Source organism: Bacillus sp. TH50 (assembly GCF_016650565.1).
Taxonomy (GTDB): Bacteria; Bacillota; Bacilli; order Bacillales; family Bacillaceae_G; genus Bacillus_A; species Bacillus_A mycoides.
On record NZ_JAEKFM010000007.1, the window covers coordinates 1694451 to 1713699 of the forward strand.

Annotated in this window: 22 protein-coding genes and 1 pseudogene; 16 read left to right on the plus strand and 7 right to left on the minus strand. The window is 35.0% G+C overall.

Translation table 11 applies throughout. The features are described from left to right. Positions 1–20: 20 nt before the first annotated feature. The 3 genes from brnQ4 (at position 21) to JFU23_RS25810 (ending at position 2301) form a co-directional block, all read left to right on the plus strand. On the plus strand, positions 21–1358 hold the full coding sequence (brnQ4, locus tag JFU23_RS25800; protein WP_400517919.1) for a branched-chain amino acid transport system II carrier protein BrnQ4: 1338 nt from the start codon (positions 21–23) through the stop codon (positions 1356–1358). Between the two features lie 66 nt (positions 1359–1424). After that, positions 1425–1754, plus strand: a complete 330-nt coding sequence (gene csaA, locus JFU23_RS25805; protein ID WP_001263027.1) for a chaperone CsaA — start codon at positions 1425–1427, stop codon at positions 1752–1754. Further along, positions 1735–2301, plus strand: coding sequence for a DUF1572 domain-containing protein (locus JFU23_RS25810; RefSeq protein WP_137057348.1), 567 nt, complete (start codon positions 1735–1737; stop codon positions 2299–2301). The genes csaA and JFU23_RS25810 overlap by 20 nt, the downstream gene beginning before the upstream one ends. Here JFU23_RS25810 and JFU23_RS30660 read toward each other — a convergent pair. Then, the gene (locus JFU23_RS30660) at positions 2274–2579 is read right to left on the minus strand and encodes a permease (RefSeq protein ID WP_080466632.1); all 306 of its coding nucleotides are present in this window, start codon (positions 2577–2579) and stop codon (positions 2274–2276) included. The two genes, JFU23_RS25810 and JFU23_RS30660, sit on opposite strands and share 28 nt — an antisense overlap. Before the next feature lie 4 nt (positions 2580–2583). Further along, complete coding sequence (locus tag JFU23_RS25815; protein WP_002012463.1) at positions 2584–2880, minus strand: hypothetical protein; 297 nt, start codon at positions 2878–2880, stop codon at positions 2584–2586. 89 nt (positions 2881–2969) lie between these two features. Here JFU23_RS25815 and spoIIP (JFU23_RS25820) point away from each other — a divergent pair, with 89 nt between their 5' ends. The 5 genes from spoIIP (JFU23_RS25820) to JFU23_RS25840 all read left to right on the plus strand — a co-directional run bounded on the left by spoIIP (JFU23_RS25820) (position 2970) and on the right by JFU23_RS25840 (position 7793). Then, the gene (gene spoIIP / locus JFU23_RS25820; RefSeq protein WP_002135865.1) at positions 2970–4124 is read left to right on the plus strand and encodes a stage II sporulation protein SpoIIP; all 1155 of its coding nucleotides are present in this window, start codon (positions 2970–2972) and stop codon (positions 4122–4124) included. A 286-nt stretch (positions 4125–4410) separates the two neighbouring features. Next, on the plus strand, positions 4411–4908 hold the full coding sequence (locus JFU23_RS25825) for a GNAT family N-acetyltransferase (RefSeq protein ID WP_085310617.1): 498 nt from the start codon (positions 4411–4413) through the stop codon (positions 4906–4908). Between the two features lie 11 nt (positions 4909–4919). Next, the gene (locus tag JFU23_RS25830) at positions 4920–5660 is read left to right on the plus strand and encodes a M15 family metallopeptidase (RefSeq protein WP_085310619.1); all 741 of its coding nucleotides are present in this window, start codon (positions 4920–4922) and stop codon (positions 5658–5660) included. Positions 5661–5683: 23 nt separating this feature from the next. Further along, positions 5684–6130, plus strand: coding sequence for an NUDIX hydrolase (locus JFU23_RS25835; RefSeq protein ID WP_002065031.1), 447 nt, complete (start codon positions 5684–5686; stop codon positions 6128–6130). Between the two features lie 187 nt (positions 6131–6317). Continuing rightward, entirely contained in the window at positions 6318–7793 is a 1476-nt protein-coding gene (locus JFU23_RS25840) for an amidase family protein (RefSeq protein WP_201033040.1), read from the plus strand. A 49-nt stretch (positions 7794–7842) separates the two neighbouring features. Here JFU23_RS25840 and JFU23_RS25845 read toward each other — a convergent pair whose 3' ends face one another. Continuing rightward, a complete protein-coding gene (locus JFU23_RS25845) occupies positions 7843–9060 on the minus strand; it encodes an MFS transporter (protein ID WP_201033041.1) in 1218 nt (405 codons plus the stop codon). Between the two features lie 275 nt (positions 9061–9335). Here JFU23_RS25845 and JFU23_RS25850 point away from each other — a divergent pair, with 275 nt between their 5' ends. From JFU23_RS25850 to JFU23_RS25880, 7 genes are all read left to right on the plus strand, one after another. Further along, entirely contained in the window at positions 9336–9764 is a 429-nt protein-coding gene (locus tag JFU23_RS25850) for an NfeD family protein (RefSeq protein WP_002012470.1), read from the plus strand. Between the two features lie 2 nt (positions 9765–9766). Further along, positions 9767–10738 carry an SPFH domain-containing protein gene (locus JFU23_RS25855; RefSeq protein WP_002012471.1) on the plus strand — a complete coding sequence of 324 codons (972 nt, stop codon included), beginning with the start codon at positions 9767–9769 and terminating at the stop codon, positions 10736–10738. Positions 10739–10758: 20 nt separating this feature from the next. Then, the gene (gene spoIIP, locus JFU23_RS25860) at positions 10759–11967 is read left to right on the plus strand and encodes a stage II sporulation protein P (RefSeq protein ID WP_307838461.1); all 1209 of its coding nucleotides are present in this window, start codon (positions 10759–10761) and stop codon (positions 11965–11967) included. A gap of 90 nt (positions 11968–12057) precedes the next feature. Next, the gene (locus JFU23_RS25865; protein WP_137057353.1) at positions 12058–12648 is read left to right on the plus strand and encodes a histidine phosphatase family protein; all 591 of its coding nucleotides are present in this window, start codon (positions 12058–12060) and stop codon (positions 12646–12648) included. Between the two features lie 6 nt (positions 12649–12654). After that, complete coding sequence (locus JFU23_RS25870; protein WP_201033042.1) at positions 12655–13431, plus strand: Cof-type HAD-IIB family hydrolase; 777 nt, start codon at positions 12655–12657, stop codon at positions 13429–13431. A 147-nt stretch (positions 13432–13578) separates the two neighbouring features. After that, complete coding sequence (locus tag JFU23_RS25875; RefSeq protein ID WP_012260789.1) at positions 13579–14124, plus strand: MarR family winged helix-turn-helix transcriptional regulator; 546 nt, start codon at positions 13579–13581, stop codon at positions 14122–14124. A 204-nt stretch (positions 14125–14328) separates the two neighbouring features. Beyond that, positions 14329–15525 carry an MFS transporter gene (locus JFU23_RS25880; protein WP_201033314.1) on the plus strand — a complete coding sequence of 399 codons (1197 nt, stop codon included), beginning with the start codon at positions 14329–14331 and terminating at the stop codon, positions 15523–15525. On the opposite strand, the gene JFU23_RS25885 is transcribed toward JFU23_RS25880, so the two are convergent. Then, positions 15494–15955, minus strand: a complete 462-nt coding sequence (locus JFU23_RS25885; protein ID WP_002141420.1) for a DinB family protein — start codon at positions 15953–15955, stop codon at positions 15494–15496. The two genes, JFU23_RS25880 and JFU23_RS25885, sit on opposite strands and share 32 nt — an antisense overlap. A 171-nt stretch (positions 15956–16126) precedes the next feature. Here JFU23_RS25885 and alr point away from each other — a divergent pair, with 171 nt between their 5' ends. Further along, on the plus strand, positions 16127–17302 hold the full coding sequence (gene alr / locus JFU23_RS25890) for an alanine racemase (protein WP_201033043.1): 1176 nt from the start codon (positions 16127–16129) through the stop codon (positions 17300–17302). Positions 17303–17333: 31 nt separating this feature from the next. Here alr and JFU23_RS31255 read toward each other — a convergent pair. The 3 genes and pseudogenes from JFU23_RS31255 to JFU23_RS25900 form a co-directional block, all read right to left on the minus strand. Next, positions 17334–17468: pseudogene (locus tag JFU23_RS31255) on the minus strand (class I SAM-dependent methyltransferase); the annotation flags it as partial. Then, positions 17461–18327, minus strand: coding sequence for a GNAT family N-acetyltransferase (locus tag JFU23_RS25895; RefSeq protein ID WP_201033044.1), 867 nt, complete (start codon positions 18325–18327; stop codon positions 17461–17463). The gene JFU23_RS25895 and the pseudogene JFU23_RS31255, both read right to left, overlap by 8 nt. Before the next feature lie 23 nt (positions 18328–18350). Beyond that, on the minus strand, positions 18351–19229 hold the full coding sequence (locus JFU23_RS25900; protein WP_201033045.1) for a phosphotransferase: 879 nt from the start codon (positions 19227–19229) through the stop codon (positions 18351–18353). Positions 19230–19249 lie beyond the last annotated feature (20 nt).

Consider the following 19249-nt stretch of genomic DNA (forward strand, 5'->3'; position numbering starts at 1 on the left):
GTGCTATGCAAATGAAAAGCATGAAGGGACGTTTAAGGCCAGGTGATACGGTAGCGATTGGTTTAATGTTATTTGCACTATTTTTAGGAGCAGGAAATTTAATTTTCCCGCCAGTTTTAGGTCAACAAGCAGGAGAAAATGTTTGGATTGCTACAATTGGCTTCCTTGTAACGGGAGTCGGATTACCCCTATTAGCTGTAACAGCTGTCGCGTTTGTAGAGGGGGACTTGAAAGCGCTATCTTCTAGAGTTCACCCTATATTTGCGTTTATTTTCCCATTGATTAGTTATTTAGCGATTGGACCATTTTTCGCGATTCCGCGTACTGGAGCTGTTTCATTTGAAATGGGTATGAAGCCATTTCTATCAGAGACAATGGTTTCTGAGTGGTACATGCTATTTCTTTTCACTATAGTTTTCTTCGGAATAACGTGGTATTTATCATTAAATCCATCTAAATTAGTGGATTGGTTCGGGAAATTTCTTACACCATTGTTAGTATTGATTGTTGCTGTTATTGTCGGAAAAGCAATTATTGATCCAATTGGAGAACCGGCTGCACCTTTAGCTGCTTATAAAGAGAATGCTTTCTTTGGTGGATTTATTCAAGGATATTTAACGATGGATGCGATTAGTGCACTTGTGTTTGGGATTGTTGTTGTACAAGTTATTCGCTCAAAAGGGATAAAAGAGAGCGGACAAATCGCAAAAATAACAGTTGTATCAGGGATTATTGCTGTATTAGGCTTAACGTTAATATATTTATCACTTGCATATCTCGGATCTACAAGTACATCACTTGGTGTGTCGGAGAACGGTGGTCTTATTTTAACGAATGTTGTAAATGAGTTATATGGAACAAGTGGCAAAATTTTATTAGGACTTGTAATTATACTCGCTTGTTTAACAACTTCTGTTGGATTAACATCTGCGTGTGCTGGCTTCTTTACAAACTTATTCCCAAAACTTTCGCATAAAACGATTGTAACTATGGTATGTGTATTTAGTTTAATTGTATCTAACCTAGGGTTAACACAATTAATCACAGTAACATTACCAGTGTTAATGATCATTTATCCAGTTGCAATTGTATTAATCGTTCTTTCATATTTCCATAAATGGATAGGGAAGCGTAATACAATATATATCGGAGCTATTTTAGGTGCGTTGTTAATTAGTTTCTTTAACGGTTTAGAAAGTGCGAACATTAAAATTGATGCGATTTCTAATGTGCTACAAATGTTACCATTATATAAAGAAGGAATAGGATGGCTAATCCCATCATGTATTGGCGGGATTCTCGGTTTCTTCTTCTATAAATCAAATGAATCAAGTGAATTACAAAAGAAAGGTGCTTAGGCGCCTTTCTTTTTTTAAAGGGGATTTTTGTATTTTGTCTAAGTAATAATTGGGAGGAATGATAAAATGGCTAATTTTGAAGATTTTTTAACTTTTGATGTAAGAATTGGAACAGTAACACAGGCAGAGGAATTTAAAGAAGCGAGAGTGCCAGCGATTAAACTAGAAATTGATTTTGGGGAGCTTGGGGTCAAGCAGTCAAGTGCTCAAATTACGAAGAGATATAATCCAGAAGACTTAATCGGTCAGCAAATTGTTGCTGTTGTAAATTTCCCGCCAAAGCGTGTGGCAGGATTTAAATCGGAAGTGCTTGTATTGGGTGGTGTTCCTGAAGCTGGTGATGTTGTGTTGCTTCAGCCTAATATGGAATTGCCAAATGGAACGAAAATTAGTTAGTGTGAAGGTAGGGGTAAACATGGATATCGGACGAGAATATTTACAATGTGCCATTTCGAATTTCAAGGCAACACAAAAACAAGGAGAACGTGTACTTTCTCAATTATCTTATGAACAGATAATGTGGTCTGCTCATGAAGAGACAAATAGTATCGCGATTATTATTAAACATTTACATGGTAATATGCGTTCAAGATGGACGGGATTTTTAACGTCTGATGGCGAAAAAATAGATCGTAACCGAGATGGTGAATTTGAAGGTGGCTACAATTCAAAACAAGAAGCGCTTGCTGCGTGGCAAGAAGGGTGGGAGTATGTCTTTAAAACGATGGATGCTTTAACAGCAGAGCAGATTTTGCAGAAAGTATACATTCGGGGAGAAGAACACACTGTCATGCAAGCGATCGAAAGGCAAATTTCTCATTATGCTTTACATATTGGACAAATCATTTACATTGGTAAAATGTTAAAAGAAAATGAATGGGAGTGTTTAAGCATTCCTAGAGGTCAATCTACTAGTTATTTACAGAAAAAACGTTCAACGTAATAATATGAAAGAAACCGATATAAAATAGGAAGCAAAAAAATAAGCCAATTGATAGAGGGCTCCGTGAACATTAGAATGCTGCCAGCAATAAGCCCATATGTAATAAGAAAGAAACCAAAGAGTGTATTTATAGGAATAAAACGTGAGACAAATAATTGCTGATTTTTGAAACAAGTGTTGTGAAACAAATAAAAACGGAAATGCCGTGTAGAGGTAATAAGATCTTTCTTTCGAGCAATTCTTTTTTTGCATGTATGACAGATGAACGGTGGTTGCATTTCATTACGCTCCATTTTTTATATTTGTAATAATGTAAGACAAAAGTAAGTATAAAGTGTATGTTCCTATATACGCTCCTGCAATAAGGAAAAATGGATTCAGTAAAATTCCATGAATGCTTGTCATGAAAACTAAATTTTGTATTAAAACATCATATATATTAATAGAAATAATTGTCCCGAGTACATACAGTGCTAAGTATGCGGAAATATGTAGCACAATACGAATTTTAGGATGTAAAGCAAACAAATAAAAAATAAATGATAAGACGATTGGTAATGTTCCTATTAGTAGCTTCAATTCATTTCACCTCATTAACAATATAGCCGGAATTTAAGCGGTCTATTCTCTAGAGCTTGTACATAACTTGAAATAGAGAGGGTGATAGTATGAATCGAGGCTTTTTTTACGTGAAATTAACAAGTGTACGCAAGTTAATTATATTTATTATTACTACGGTATTAGCGACTTTCTTTCTTATTAGTGTAATGGTAACTTCCATGAAAGAGACAAAGTCAACGTATTTATATAATTGGTTAAATGAGTTATCAATGAATGGTTACATGTACGTTATTGGGAAAGAGAATCATTATTTTACACAGGAGTACCGGAATTTGAATCAAGACTTTTCTATTTCTTCATTCCTCTTTTCGATGGCTACGAATATTCGTTTTGATGATGTACGTAGTTTTGTCGGGAAAGAACTTCCGGGATTTGGGAAATATGATACAGAAATCGTTATAGCAGGTGAAGGAACAAATTATTCCAACTTACCGATAGAATCGAGTGTTCCGCTTGAAGAAGTAGTGAAGGAACGGACTGGAGAAGCTGGACAAGTTCCTAAGCCTGATCCGAATAAAGAGAAGAAACAACCAGCACAAACGACTGGAAAAAGACAAGTTGCATTGATTTATCATTCACATAGCTGGGAATCTTATTTGCCGTTACTTAACTTAACGAATGATCCAAATCCAAATAAAGCAACGAGTTCTGTAACGAATATTTCAATAGTTGGCGATCGATTGCGAGAACAGTTAGAAAGTGAAGGGATCGGTGCTACTAACGATAAAACTGATGTTGGTCAAAAATTAATAAGTAAAGGATTAAATAGTAATAGTTCTTATAAACTGTCACGAGAAATTGTACAAGAAGCGATGGCTGGTAATAAAGAACTCCAATATTTTTTCGATTTGCACCGTGATAGTGCACGGAAAAATGTCACGACAAAAACAATTGGAGATAAATCATATGCAAAGCTTGCTTTTGTAATTGGGAAAGGAAATAAAAATTATGAAAAGAACTTACAATTAGCAACAGCTCTTCATGAGGAAATTAATAAGAAATATCCAGGAGTGAGCCGTGGTGTAATTCAAAAGGGGTTCCAAACAGGAAATGGAGTCTATAATCAAGACTTATCAGGACAGGCGATTTTAATTGAAGTTGGTGGCGTAGATAATACAGAGGAAGAATTAAATAGATCGATTGATGTTCTTGCTAAAGCATTTGGAGGGTATTTTTGGCAAGCGGAAAAAGTGAATGGATAAAGTGGGAGTTTAATTAGCCGGAGTGTTTATCCTACTGATTATTAGCCCTCATCAATCAGAATACCCGTTAATACGGGATAAACGTAAGCGAGAAGCTTACGTTTTTTGTTTGTTCATAATCTATAGGTAGAAAGACATGTCACATTATAGACAAAATTCCCTATTATTATATTGATATCGAAATTTGTCTATTTATAGTAAGGAATTTAGAAAGGGATTTTCGGAATAATGGAGAAAATCTTTTTACAAGGAAAATTTTTAATTAACAGAATGGTAGGGGATCAAGGTGATACGAGAGATTAGAGTAGAAGATGCAACATCGTTTTTGCAATTAAATAAGCAATTGGACGAAGAGACGAAATTTATGTTATACGAACTAGGAGAAAGAAAAACTACAGTAGAGCAACAAGAAAAGATGGTCCAACGTTTTATGGGAAATGAATATGCGACAATATTTGTAGCAGTTGAAGAAGAGAGAATAGTAGGGTTTATTTTAGTTAATGGAAATAATATTCAAAGAAAGAGACATGTGGCAGGCATTGTAATTGGCATTTTGCAAGAGTATAGTGGCCGAGGTATTGGAACGAGTTTGTTTAAAGAAGTAGAGAAGTGGGCAAGATTACATGATGTATGGCGTTTAGAATTAACGGTAATGGCCCATAATACAAGAGCTCAGGCACTATATAGCAAAATTGGATTTGAACAAGAAGGTGTCAAAAAATCTGCTCTTATCATCGATGGAAAAGGTATCGATGAGTATGAAATGGCCAAATTATTAAAATAAGAGGTCGTTATATGAAAAAAAGATGGGTACTACTTGGTATCGTAGCAATGATACTGATCATTGGAGTAGCAGGAATAAATTATAAGATGTACAAGGAGCAAGAGGCGAAGGAAGTAAATGTAAACAATATATTTCCGAAAGCTAAAGAAACGATTGCTAATATGGATGGGGATATCGCAGTCATTAGTAATCCAAGTTCGATGCTTGTACTTGTGAATAAAAATAGGCGTTTACCAGATGGGTATAGACCGCCAGATTTAGTTGTTCCGAAAGTACGTTACTCTAGTGAAGGTGATCAAGAGAAGAAAAAGATGAGGAAAGAGGCAGCGTTGGCACTTGAGGAAATGTTTCAGCAAGCCAATAATGAGCGGATTTTCCTTTTTGCAGTCTCTGGATTTAGATCTTTTGATCGACAAAAAGCATTAAATACAATGTATAAAAGACAAGATGGAGAAGCAAAGACAGCGATGTCTAGTGCAGTCCCTGGTACGAGTGAACATCAAACAGGACTAGCTATGGATATTACATCTCAATCTGCTAAATTTCAGCTAGAAACTGTTTTTGGGGAGACGAAAGAAGGAAAGTGGCTTTCTGAAAATGCCCATAAGTTTGGTTTTGTTATTAGATATACGAAAGAGAAAGAAGGGATTACCGGTTATCGTTATGAACCGTGGCATGTACGGTATGTTGGGAATCCGCAAGCTACATATTTATATGAAAACCAACTGACGATTGAAGAAGTAACGCAGTAATGAATTGAGGGGAGAGGGCTAAGATGACGATGTTATATAAGAAAAAGGTACATGCATATATTACGAGAGAAAAAGAAGGGGTTATGCAACTACTCGTTTTTAAACATCGTGATATACGAGAGGCTGGTATCCAAGTGCCAGGTGGGACAGTAGATGAAGGCGAAACGTTAGAGGCAGCAATTTTACGTGAAGTACAAGAAGAGTCAGGACTACGCCATTTTTGTATCGAGCGCTTCCTTTCTGATTACATTATTTATATGAAAGAAAAAAAGGAATATCAAAAACGTCATTTTTTCCACATTTCATTATTAACAGATGTGAAAGATACGTGGGAACATATAGTAAGTGCTGGTGAGGAAGACAAAGGTTTAGTATTTTATTATGAGTGGGTTGATATTAACAAATGCCCTGAATTAGCAGGTAAACAAGGCGAGTTTTTACATTTGTTAGAAGAGGTATATGTGAAATAATAAAAAGGGTCTGAGGCGATATTATATTCGTTTCAGACTCTTTTTATTTCTCTGGAAATTAAAGGTTTTTAAACTGGTGAGTTGAATTCCTGTATAGGGATAGTAGTTGTTAATACGAGGAGCGGAGAAAATGAAAAAGTAATAGACATACGTCATATATATAAGGGCTTATAAAAGGAGAATGAAAATGGAAATTCAGTTCAATACACTACTGCAAAAAGAATTAACAATTCATGATATTCAAAAGGAAATGGAAGCTGGGAAGTTAACTTCAAAAGAACTAGTCATGTATTATCTTCATAGAATCGCAAAGTATGACCAAGATGGACCGAAAATCAATTCTATTTTAGAAATCAATCCGGATGCTATCTTTATTGCAGAAGCGCTAGATCATGAAAGAAAGACAAAAGGTGTAAGAGGCCTATTACATGGTATACCTATTTTACTTAAGGATAATATTGAAACGAATGACTCAATGCATACAAGTGCAGGTACGATTGCCCTGGAACAAAATATAAGTAGTGAAGATGCATTTCTCGTAAAAAAACTGCGAGAAGCAGGAGCGGTGATAATAGGAAAAGCAAATATGACAGAGTTAGCAAATGCAATGTCTTTTGAAATGTGGGCTGGATATAGCGCTAGAGGTGGTCAAACGATTAATCCTTACGGTACAGGAAAGGATGATATGTTTGTTGGTGGATCGAGTACAGGATCTGCCGTTGCAGTTGCTGCTAACTTTACTGTATTATCCGTTGGAACAGAGACAGATGCTTCTATTTTAAGTCCAGCTGTTCAAAACTCTGTAGTAGGTATTAAACCGACAGTTGGTTTAATTAGCCGTAGAGGAATTATTCCGTTCACATATTCTCAAGATACAGCCGGTCCGTTTGCTAGAACGGTAACAGATGCTGCTATTTTACTAGGGAGTCTAACTGGGGTGGATGAAAAAGATGTAGCTACTCATAAAAGTGAAGGCATGGCATATCAAGATTATACATCTTATCTTGATGCTAATAGTTTAAAGGGAGCGAAGATTGGTGTTTATAGCAATGCTCCAAAAGATTATTACGAAAATGGTGAGTACGATGAAAAATTGTTTGAGGAAACGATCCAAGTATTACGTAGTGAGGGAGCGACAGTAGTAGAAGATATTGATATTCCGTCTTTTCATAGGGAATGGAGTTGGGGAGTTCCACTTTATGAGCTGAAGCACAGCCTGGATAACTATCTTTCTAAATTACCTTCTACTATTCCAGTACATTCTATTTCGGAGTTAATGGAGTTTAATAAAAACATAGCAGAAAGAGCTTTGAAATATGGACAAACTAAGTTAGAAAGAAGAAAAGATTTTCCTAATACGTTAAGAAATCCAGAATATTCAAACGCAAGATTAGAAGATATATATTTTTCGCAAAAACAAGGTATTGATTTTGCGTTGGAAAAATATAATCTGGATGCGATACTGTTCCCTTCTTATATAGGATCTACTATATGTGCGAAAGCAGGTTATCCGTCTATAGCAATGCCTGCGGGATATATGGATAATGGGAGGCCTTTTGGAATTACTCTTGCAAGTGCTGCTTTTAGTGAAGGAGCATTAATTAAACTAGCATATGCTTTTGAACAAGCGACAAAACATAGGAAGATTCCCAACTTGTCATGAATAGAATAAACAAAAAGGACAGGAATTCCTGTCCTTTTTGTTTTAATGATTAAAGTGAAATATCTTTCTGCTCCGTCTTCTGATATTTTAATAAGTTAAAGGATAAACAAGCAGAACATAAAATAAGAAAAGCGGCGATAATATAAATAGTACGAACGCCGAACATATCAGTAATAATTCCAACGCTAAGCATAGAAAGACCAGAAGCTGTCGAGAGAAGTGCACCATGAGCTGTATACATCTTCGATAATAAAGAAGGAGTGACGCTTGATTGTAAAACCGTCGTTTGAGAAATATCTCTAATTTGATAACATGGCCCCATTAGAACACAAAGAAATAGAGCAATAAATCCGCTACTTGTCATACCATATAAAAATGTAAGAATACTAAACATAAGAGAGCCTATCGCCATGGAGCGTATTAAATTTTTTTGAATATATGTACTCATTTTCCACGCTAATATCCCGCCAATTAATGTGCCGACGTAATAACTTGTGTTAATATATCCCCACCAATCTTCGCCTTTATGAAGAACAGTCGTTACATATGCCATCGTAATAGCACCGATCCATATCGTCCCTGCGAAAGTTTCAATTAAGTCCATAATTGTAACGATGCGCAGAGACGGGTGTTGAAATAACAGTTTCCATCCTTCTAATAATGCAGTAGTTTTCGAAGAAGTGGGTTCTGCTACTCGTTCAGCTTGTATAGATTGTAATGAAAGGTGTAATGTAATACATCCGAAAATCATCAATATGTTATTAATCATGAGTGTCGAAGTAACGCCAATGAGAAGAACAATTATGCTTGTAAATGAGTATGCAGCGGCTTGTATAATTTGTGTTGAAAAGGAAAAGGCACTATTTACTTTTACTAATTTTTCTTGTGGTGTTAAGCGCGGGATAACGGCGTATAGTAGAGGAGCGCTCCAGCCACTACATAATGAAATGAAAATAACAAAAGTTAAAAGAGCAGAAATGTTTGTTGATAGTATAGGAAATAATATCATTAACAATATTAAAAGAGCTGTTTTAATCCATTGTAGAGTATATAGCAATGAATAAGATGGAAACCGATTCATTATAAGTGGTGCAGAGGTGTTCGCGATAAGATTTGTGATAACTTGTAATAATGGAAAAAGAGCAGTAATTGTAGCTGATCTAGTTGTGATATAGATGTGAGTTGTAATAATCATTATGTATACAATGTCAGCGAGAGTAATGCATATTTTGGAGCCCAAATAGTAAGTTAGTGAACGTTTAGGCAATAAGAATACCACCTTTCAAATCAATACTGCTTTTTAATTTTAATTATTATAATCTGTAATTTATATTTTTGAAAGAATTAAATTTTTTGTCATTTTTTGAAAGGGGTTTTCGTGTATAATGAAGAATATATTAATATAGCATTATATTAATGCTTGTTGTAACAGCGAATACATATAATAGCTTGTAGCAAACGCCCCCTCTATGAGAAAGGGCGGATAAACCATTCTTTTCTTCATATACATATAGAAAATGAGAAAGAAAGTGAGGGTTGCATATGGCTGGATGGGTGATTTGGTTTATAATAGCGGGTATTTTATTTATTGCAGAAATGTTGTCGATTACGTTTTACATGCTTTGGCTTGGAATTGGAGCTGTTGTCGGAGGTCTTATTGCTTTGTTTGCTCCTGATGCACTATTTTTACAAGTCGTTGTTGGGGCGATTGTAAGTTTAACATTGACTTTCTTTACGAAAAGAATTTCCAAAAACTTTCGAGAAGCAAAAGGTTTTACTGATACAGTAGATAAACTTGTTGGTAAAAAGGGAATTGTTATGCAAACGATTACAAGTGAAGTGAACGGTATTGTGAAAGTGGATGGAGATACTTGGACAGCTATTTCGGATACTCCTATTGATGCTGGAGAAAAAGTCGTTGTTATACAGAGGCATAGTACTATTTTACAAGTGAAAAAGGAGAGTGAATAAATATGGCAGTAGCATTAACGTTAACGATTATTTTCGCATTGATTGTCGTTGTATTTATTGCATTGACAATTAAAATTATTTCTCAGCAAAAAGTTGGGGTCGTTGAAAGGTTTGGTAAATTTCAACGGATTATGCACCCAGGATTAAATATTCTAATCCCAATTGTAGACCGCGTTCGTGTATATCACGATTTACGTATTCAACAAACGAATGTACCACCACAAAAGGTAATAACGAAAGATAATGTACAAGTAGAAATTGATACAATTATTTTCTATCAAATTGTTGAACCAGAGCTTGCGACATATGGTATTTCAAACTATGAATATGGTGTTCGTAATATTACATCTGCAACAATGCGTCAAATTATTGGTAAAATGGAGCTTGATGAAACATTATCAGGTCGTGAAAAAATTTCAACAGAAATTCGTTTAGCACTTGATGAAGCGACAGAAAAATGGGGCGTTCGTATTGAGCGTGTCGAAATAGTCGATATTAATCCACCAAAAGATGTGCAAGTATCAATGGAAAAACAAATGAAAGCAGAACGTAATAAACGTGCGATCATTTTAGAAGCTGAAGCAGCGAAACAAGATAAAGTCCTTCGTGCTGAAGGGGAAAAACAAAGTAAAATTTTAATGGCTGAAGGGGATAAAGAAGCGCGTATTCGTGAAGCGGAAGGTATACGAGAAGCGAAAGAATTAGAAGCGCAAGGGGAAGCGAGAGCGATTGAGGAAATCGCAAAAGCAGAACAAAACCGAATTGAATTACTTCGCGCAGCAGATTTAGATGAGCGCGTACTTGCTTATAAATCATTTGAATCATTGATTGAGGTTGCAAAAGGCCCAGCAAATAAAGTGTTTATTCCATCTAATGCAATTGAAACACTCGGTACTCTTGGGGCAATTGGGGAAATCTTTAAAGAGAAACAAACGAAGAAATTACCTTCGTCAGATACAGAAAAAGAACAATAAGAGTGAGAAAGAGAAATGGGATGCCATTTCTCTTTTTTTTTTTTGCGTATATTACGAAAAGCTTGTACATATCCATGTATAAAGAAGGTGATACATTGAAAAAGTATGCAACCCGTATACATGGGAAGAAACTAATCTCGTTACTCTTTCTATATGCACTAGTCATAATTATTATTGCGTCGATTTTGACGTCGCTTTTACATACAATGAAATCGAATTACGTGAATCAATGGTTTGGAAAAGTATCGATGCAAGGTTTTGTTCAAATGATAGAAAGTGAGAATCGCTATTACGGATTTGATTATTTTAAGCAGAATAAAAGGGAGTCATTTGGAAATTTAATGTTCTCGATTGCGACGGATTTGAAAATTAAAGATTTAAGAACGTTTGTCGGTAAAGAAGTGCCTGGTATGTCAAAGTATTACTCTAACATTATCGTAGCTGGGGAAGGGACAAACTTTACGAATATCCCAAATGAATCTAGTGTACCGATTGAAGAAGTAACGAAAGAGCGAGAAGTAGCAAAAGATAAAGTTACAGAAGCTGAAAAGAATAATCCGGTTCAGAAAAAGAACGGAGCGAAAAAAGGTGAAAGTGCAGTATATATTTATCATACACATAGCTGGGAATCTTTCTTTCCGTTATTACCAGGGGCTACCGATCCATCAAGTCCAGATGTAAATGTGTCCTTACTAGGGAAACGTATGAAAGAACAACTTGAAGGACAAGGAATTCCGGTAGTTCATGATAAAACGAATATGGGGGATTTATTAGCGAGTAAAAAATGGAAATGGCCGCAATCATATAAAGCGTCTCATGAATATGTAAAAGAAACATTAGCACAAAATAATAAAATTGCGTTTCCGATTGATATACACCGTGATGATCAGCGGAAGAAGGTAACAACAAAAGTAATTAACGGGAAATCGTATGCAAGATTATATTTTATAATTGGGATGGAAAATGAAGGGCGCGCTGAAAATGAAAAAATTGCAAGAGCAATCAATAGTTATTTAGATGAAAACTATTACGGATTAAGCAGAGGAATCTTTCCAAAGTATAAAAAAGATGGAAATGGCGTTTATAATCAAGATTTATCTAAAAATGCGATGTTAATTGAAGTTGGTGGTGTTGATAATACATTAGATGAATTATATAACACAATTGATGTGTTGACGGAAGCGTTTAGTAAATATTATTGGAACAATGCGGAGAAAGTGAATGGGTGAGGAACGGGAAACCGTTCCTTTTTGTTATGGAAAGGTAAGAATGTGATATAATGGAATCTTGTGAATATTAAATGAGGAAGTAGGGGAAATATGCAAATACTACTAATACGCCACGGTGAATCAGAAGCGGATATTTTAAATGTACATGAAGGTCGAGCTGACTTTGAATTAACAGAAAAGGGAAGACAGCAAGTACAAAGACTTGTACAGAAAGTGAAAGCAGATTTCCCGCCAGATTTCATTTGGGCAAGCACATTAAAACGTGCCCGCGAAACTGGTGAAACATTAGCAGGAGGAATTGGGTGCCCAATTCAACTAGAAGAAGAATTAATGGAGTTTAATAATGGGGTACAAGCAGGGTTATCATTTGAAGAAGCGAAAAAATATCCAGAGCCAAAATTTCTTCATGATCGTTTTGAAAACGGGGAATCATTTATTGAATTTAGAATGAGAATAGAAGGAATTTTTTCTAAAATCGTGACAGAGAATACATATGACCGAATTGCAATTGTTGCACACGGTGGTGTAATAAATAGTATTTTACGATCGTTTTTCCAAATGCCAATTAGCATGGACTATTATTTTAAAATGGGAGATACGGGAATTAGTTTGATTGAACTTACGGATAAACAGAAAACTATTCATTTTATAAATGATACAAATCATTTAGAGGGAATGTAAGAGGATGTGTCCAAAGTTGTATTTTTCGATGTTGATGGTACCCTTTTAAGTGAGATTGATAGAAGTATGCACGAAAGTACAAGAGAAGCGATACAAAGGTTAATAGATAAAGGGATTCACGTAGTTGTTACAACCGGGAGACCATATAGCTTATGTTCACAATTTAAAGAGCTGGGCATAAACACGTTTATTTCTGCAAATGGTGCACGTATAAAATGTAGGGAAGAAGTTATACATAAATCGGTACTTTCAAGTGAAATTGTTCATGATATTTCAAATTTCGCTGAATTACATGGTTATAGTGTTTCTTATTTTACAGAAGAATTTGCAATGAACGGTATTGCCTCGGATAATGAACGTGTAATTCAAGCGCTTAACGAGACATTAAATTTAGGAAGGTATCCTGAAAAAAGCAGGGATTTGTCAGAAGAAGTCTATTGTTTATGTCTGTATGCTGATGAAACAGAAGCTCAAAAATTCTTTGAAAGATATCCAGCACTTACGTTTGAACGTTTTCATGGTTACGTTATGAATGTGTTGGAAGATAGTAAAGTATCGAAGCTAACTGCAATGCAAAAGGTATTGGAACATCTGAAAATTTGTAAATCAGAAGCAATTGCTTTTGGTGACGGTGGAAATGATGTTGAGATGTTACAGTATGTAGGACTAGGAATTGCGATGGGGAATGGTGGAGAAGAGTTAAAAACAAGAGCAGATTTCGTTACAAAGAAATCAAGTGAAGGTGGCATTTCTTTTGCTTTAAAAGAGTTTGGGATTATTTAGAAATATTAGTTAGTCAGTGTGAAAAATCCTGTTTTAAAAACAGGATTTTTTTGTCTAACAATATTCTTGCAATAGAAGGAAGAAAATGAGTATAATGAAAAGTAGTTAGGTAAGCTAATTAAATAAAAGGAAGGAGAGTGAAAATGAATGGATTCAAAAAAAGATGCTCTTCCTTTAGGGATTGAGCCATATGCAGAGTTAATAAAAAAGACAGCATCAGCGGATACGGATCCAATCGCAGCAAAACTTGGTTTGTTAATGTTATGGACGTCTGATAATGTTCTAGATGCAGTTGACGTAGATTTAGCTCCGCTTGGTATTTCAGAAAGTAAATTAGATTTTTTACTGTTGTTTATTTTGCGTGAAATGGAATCGAATGGGGGAGAAGTGAACATGAGCCCTTCGGATATTGCGAGCCGATTAGGGATTACACGTGCTTCTGTCACTGGCTTATTAGATTGGATGGAGAAACGAGAGTTAATCGTAAGATTCAATCATTCTGAAGATCGAAGAAGATTAAAGGTGAAAATTACTCCGAAAGGAAAAGAACTAGTTGCGCATTCTTTACCGACTTTTTGGTTATCTTGCGCGTCGTTAGTTGATGAATTTAGTCAAGAAGAGCGTCAAACTTTAGAGAAGCTATTAAATAAAATGCAAGTAACTATGCAGAAGAAATTAGGAGAAGGCAGATAAAGAAGTTGATTGTGTGAGTCGACTTTTTTATTTAGACATATAATTAGGTTGCCTTATTATATGTCTAGCTAATTTGATGAAGGGTGGTGATATGTCTTTTAACGTAAACAAATTAAGTACGTGTTAAAGGAATGTCGTTTTGAGTAGTTTACTTTAGATGTTTTAAACCGATGGGGAAAATCATTGTAAGGGGGAGATTTTATGATGGAAATATCAAAAGAAGTAAATAGTGAAAGGAATTACACAATAATGACAGCGGTGTTATGTTGGGCGGGCATGGTAGTTATGTCCAGCCTATATGTGACGATTCCTTTAACCGCTCTATTTTCAGACCTTTTTAAGGTTTCATTAGCACAATCTGCGGCTACAGGCAGTATATTTTCTGTTGGCTTTGCTATAGGTTGTTTGTTATTTGGGGCAATCTCTGATAAATATGGGAGAAAAAAAGTGATCTTTATTGGACTACTTGCACTGTCGATTGTTTCTTTTTTCTTAGGGATTGTGGATAGTTTATTTTGGCTTGTTATTCTTCGAGGGTTACAGGGGATAGCAGCAGCTACATTTTCTCCAGTAGCGTTAGCTTACGTTGTAGAAATGTTTCCAGTAGAAAAAAAGGTTACAACAATAGGATTTGTTAGTACCGGTTTTTTAGTAGCTGGAATTGCAGGACAAGTAATAAGTACAGCTGTTAGTCAGCATTTTGGATGGCATATGGTGTTTTTTCTTCTTAGTATTGTCTATATCATTACTGCTGTATGGATTCATTATTCTCTTCCGAAAGGGGAAATGTCTCAATCCAATACTGATATTTTGGGACCAATTAAACAGATGGGTAAAGTTTTTACACATAAAAGCTTAGTATTGAGCTATATGATTGCATTTGTTTTATTAATGGCTTTTGTTAACATGTATACTGTTTTAGGGAATTATTTGAGCTCTCCTACTTACAATTTAATTCCAGAACAAATTCTTTATTTTCGCTTAGCGGGGCTATTTGGTATGTTGCTGTCACCACTTGCGGGTCGTTTAACAAAGAGGTTCGGAGTAAGGCAAGTTCTTCAGGGCGGATTGTTGGTTGCTATTTTTAGTTTAAGTTCAATGGGCTTTATTTCGAACCTGCCGCTACTTGTAATGATGAGTATCTGTTTTGTAATAGGTATTGCTATATCCGTTCCGTCTTTAGTTTCTCTTGTCGGCCAATTAGGAGGAAAATCAAGGGGAATAGCAGTTTCTATTTATACTTTCGTTTTATTTTTAGGAACTAGTATAGGACCTATTATTTCTATTTATCTTATGAAAATAGGGGACTATGCTCAGACGTTTATTTTATTAGGATTGATACTCTTTATTGGTTTTGTTTCCACTCTTTTTATTCGAATAAAGGAATGCAAGGATCTTTAATATGCTCAACTAATAAAATATGAATTTGCCCGCGATGATGATAAAAATGTGCAACGATTTCAAGCAACCATTCGAATCGAGAGTAAGAAATACCCCAATAAGCAGTCATAATTTCCGCTAATTCTTCATTGGAATAGGATAAAAAAGTTTTAGAAAGTAAATCGTACCCTTGTATCATCGTTTGCTGTATTTGAGTAATTGTTTCTGGTGTTTGTTCTATATAAAAGGTATGTAAGTCTTTTTCCGTAATACCATTTAATATGAGTAAATCAGCGTGGCAAATAAGGGAAAGATGTGTACACATTTCAAATAATGACCGCTTTGATTCAATCGACTTTATTTTCAAATCACTTTCAGTATATTGGTTCAGTATTTGAATGGAAGTATCGATAGCAATTTTAACTTGATTCAATGCAGATGGAACAAACATTGTAATTATTCTCACCTCCGTATATAATAGTTTCTTAAGGGTATTATATCATACTCAAAATTCCGAAAATTCTAGTAGTTTGACTAGCATAGTGAAAAGTATTATATTGTAAAAGGTCATATGAAACGTGAAATAGAATGGAATGTAATTATTGAGTTAGGAGTTAGACCAATGAGCTTGAAATATGGAAGAGATACAATTGTTGAAGTTGACTTAAATGCGGTAAAACATAATGTAAAAGAATTTAAAAAACGTGTGAATGATGAAAATATTGCAATGATGGCTGCTGTAAAAGCGAATGGGTATGGTCATGGGGCAGTTGAAGTTGCGAAATCGGCTATTGAAGCAGGAATAAACCAACTTGCAGTTGCATTTGTAGATGAAGCAATTGAATTAAGAGAAGCTGGAATCACTGTACCTATTTTAATTTTAGGATATACACCAGTAGCAGCTGTAGAAGATGTAATTCAATATGACGTTATGATGACTGTTTATAGAGTAGAAGATTTACAAGGTATAGATGAAGTTGCAAACCATCTTCAAAAGAAAGTGCGAATTCATGTGAAAATTGATACAGGAATGAGCCGTATTGGTTTACAGGAAGAAGAAGTTAAACCGTTTTTTGAAGAGTTAAAACGTATGCGATATGTAGAAGTAGTAGGGATGTTTACACATTACTCTACCGCTGATGAAATAGATAAAACTTATACAAATATGCAAACAAGTTTGTTTGAGAAAGCTGTAAATACAGCGGAAGAATTAGGAATTCATTTTCCATATATTCATAGTTCAAACAGTGCAGGATCAATGGAACTTAGTAACACATTTCAAAATATGGTTCGTGTCGGTATTGGAATTTACGGTATGTATCCTTCAAGAGAAGTGGATCATACAGTTGCGTCCTTACAGCCAGCGTTGTCTTTAAAATCAAAAGTAGCTCATGTTAAACATGCGAAGAAAAATCGTGGTGTTAGCTATGGGAATACTTATGTAACAACGGGCGAAGAATGGATTGCAACTGTACCGATTGGTTATGCTGATGGTTATAATCGTCAGCTATCTAATAAAGGGCATGCACTAATAAACGGAGTACGAGTACCTGTAATTGGCCGTGTTTGTATGGATCAGCTTATGCTAGATGTTACAAATGCAATGCCAGTACAAGTAGGAGACGAAGTTGTATTCTACGGCAAACAAGATGAAGAAGAGATTGCGGTGGAAGAAATAGCAGATATGTTAGGTACAATTAATTATGAAGTTACATGCATGTTGGATAGAAGAATTCCACGTGTTTATAAAGAAAATGATGAAACGACTGCGGTTGTAAATATACTAAGAAAAAAATAAGAAAAAACTGAATCGATATGATTCAGTTTTTTTATTTTTGACAAATGAAAAATGTTCTATTTATACCGTGTAGTTGTATATTGTTACATCCTACAGATTTTAAAGAGGTAATAAATTCGTCTCTAAAATAACATGCTTCCTCGATAGAAAAGTCACTCCTATTCCAACAATCTATAATAATCATACTTTGTCATAATTTCAAAACCACATTGTGTATATAGTTTTAAAGCATTGTTATTTTTCGTTTCGACGTCTAGTTCAATTGTTGAAACTCCTTCTTTAATAAGTGTATGTACCATATAACTAAGAATATCTTTACCATATCCTTTACCTTGATAAGAAGGATGAACTGCAAATCCTGATAGTGTAGTAGATTGCTCATGCTCAGTAACTGTAATCGTTCCTATCACTTTTTCATCGATAAGAGCACTGTAAACTTGATGGGAAGATGAATTCATCATCTTTTGTAACCATGTGGATGTATTTGCTGCCGAATCTCCAAAAGCTTCACTAGCGATTTCTATAAGATCAGGAAGTAATTCAGAAGATGCAACGGTAAGATTAATATTATTTTTCATTGTTTTTTGTGCTTCGTTTGTTTTGAACTCCATACCGTATTCACTGTATAAATAAGGAAAGTTCATTTGTTTTGCAAATGATTTCCCTGAAATAGAGTCACCATTAATTATAAGAAGGGCTTCATCAGCCTCTCTTTTTTGTATTTCTTTCATTGCGGTTTGTAAAAGAGTAGTGCCTATATGTTGTTTCCTATAGTTCGGATGAACAAACCCTATTAACTCTAGTTTTGTTGGTCTCTCAAAGTCATACATACTTAATGCACCGATTAATTGAGTATCATCATAAAATAGAAAATCATTTACCACTTCTATATTACGGGCAGTTAAAAAGTTTATATGTAAATCTGACGAGTAATCAATTTGATCGTGTTGTCCGCAAATATGAGATAAATCTTTCATTTGCTGAATTTCGTTTGCTGTTAAAGATTTCTTTTGTTCAATATTCATTTCATAATCCCTCTCATTCGTATTTAAAAATAGGATGGATGACTTAGCCACTTGTCTAACTCTACACTGCCCTGAACAGATAATAACCGGTATAAATATCGATAGGGATGTCTACATTCTTCAAGACGAGGAATGGGCATAATGGTTTCGTAACCTTGTTTAAAAGCATGAGCCTCTTTTTCTGTAAGTACATATTCTAATCCAATAAAATCAAACTCTCGTGGAGAAATTGCATAAGCCTCTGTATCTACTAAACCAGTAATAGATTCTCCATCTGATAAAAACTGAGTAGGATCCATATCAATTAAAACAAGTGTAGATTCCTTCGGTGACGGCAAGGAAGAGAGCTGTGACTCAAAAGTATGAAATGCGTTTTGGATGCTCGCGTTATCGGAATAGAACTTATTTACAAGATCTTTACTGACTTTTAATATGTGAGACTTAAATTCTTCTAGTGGAATGTGGAAAGTATTTGATGGGTTTCCTATAAACTTTGCTTGAAACGAATGAATTTCTGCTAGTCCTTTTCCAAGGCTGAATAAAATAGAATCAGGTTGTCCGATAAATGATTGCAGCGTATTTCCGGTTAGTTTTTCGACGATTACATACTCTCGCTCATTTAAAACATGTTTTTGCAAAATAGTCGGGATGGGTAAGGTAGTATGCTTTTTCAATAATGCGTGTATTGTTTCTAAATGATGTACATGCCTTGGATCAATTCCAAAAAGATTTTTACATCCCCACCAAAAATCATTGTTGGGCTCTTCAGTCATTTTTGAAGAGCGAACAATAACTTCTTCAGTTTCTGTTTTAACAAGAAACACGTCGCTTGCATGGTCTTCATAGCCTGGATGCAAAGCTTGAGCGGATAAAATAGGTGAAGTAAACAATTGTTGTAGCATGAAAGGACTCCTTATTCTGT

What these genes read in the sequence shown, in the direction of transcription:
- JFU23_RS25835 (WP_002065031.1), top strand. Translation starts at nt 5,684, where the DNA reads ATGACGATGTTATATAAGAAAAAGGTACATGCATATATTACGAGAGAA.
- JFU23_RS25855 (WP_002012471.1), top strand. Translation starts at nt 9,767, where the DNA reads ATGGCAGTAGCATTAACGTTAACGATTATTTTCGCATTGATTGTCGTT.
- brnQ4 (WP_400517919.1), top strand. Translation starts at nt 21, where the DNA reads ATGAAGGGACGTTTAAGGCCAGGTGATACGGTAGCGATTGGTTTAATG.
- JFU23_RS25810 (WP_137057348.1), top strand. Translation starts at nt 1,735, where the DNA reads ATGGAACGAAAATTAGTTAGTGTGAAGGTAGGGGTAAACATGGATATC.
- JFU23_RS25865 (WP_137057353.1), top strand. Translation starts at nt 12,058, where the DNA reads ATGCAAATACTACTAATACGCCACGGTGAATCAGAAGCGGATATTTTA.
- JFU23_RS25900 (WP_201033045.1), bottom strand. Translation starts at nt 19,229, where the DNA reads ATGCTACAACAATTGTTTACTTCACCTATTTTATCCGCTCAAGCTTTG.
- JFU23_RS25850 (WP_002012470.1), top strand. Translation starts at nt 9,336, where the DNA reads ATGGCTGGATGGGTGATTTGGTTTATAATAGCGGGTATTTTATTTATT.
- alr (WP_201033043.1), top strand. Translation starts at nt 16,127, where the DNA reads ATGAGCTTGAAATATGGAAGAGATACAATTGTTGAAGTTGACTTAAAT.
- JFU23_RS25895 (WP_201033044.1), bottom strand. Translation starts at nt 18,327, where the DNA reads ATGAATATTGAACAAAAGAAATCTTTAACAGCAAACGAAATTCAGCAA.
- spoIIP (WP_002135865.1), top strand. Translation starts at nt 2,970, where the DNA reads ATGAATCGAGGCTTTTTTTACGTGAAATTAACAAGTGTACGCAAGTTA.
- JFU23_RS25830 (WP_085310619.1), top strand. Translation starts at nt 4,920, where the DNA reads ATGAAAAAAAGATGGGTACTACTTGGTATCGTAGCAATGATACTGATC.
- csaA (WP_001263027.1), top strand. Translation starts at nt 1,425, where the DNA reads ATGGCTAATTTTGAAGATTTTTTAACTTTTGATGTAAGAATTGGAACA.
- JFU23_RS25885 (WP_002141420.1), bottom strand. Translation starts at nt 15,955, where the DNA reads ATGTTTGTTCCATCTGCATTGAATCAAGTTAAAATTGCTATCGATACT.
- spoIIP (WP_307838461.1), top strand. Translation starts at nt 10,759, where the DNA reads ATGCCATTTCTCTTTTTTTTTTTTGCGTATATTACGAAAAGCTTGTAC.
- JFU23_RS30660 (WP_080466632.1), bottom strand. Translation starts at nt 2,579, where the DNA reads ATGCAACCACCGTTCATCTGTCATACATGCAAAAAAAGAATTGCTCGA.
- JFU23_RS25840 (WP_201033040.1), top strand. Translation starts at nt 6,318, where the DNA reads ATGGAAATTCAGTTCAATACACTACTGCAAAAAGAATTAACAATTCAT.
- JFU23_RS25880 (WP_201033314.1), top strand. Translation starts at nt 14,329, where the DNA reads ATGGAAATATCAAAAGAAGTAAATAGTGAAAGGAATTACACAATAATG.
- JFU23_RS25875 (WP_012260789.1), top strand. Translation starts at nt 13,579, where the DNA reads ATGGATTCAAAAAAAGATGCTCTTCCTTTAGGGATTGAGCCATATGCA.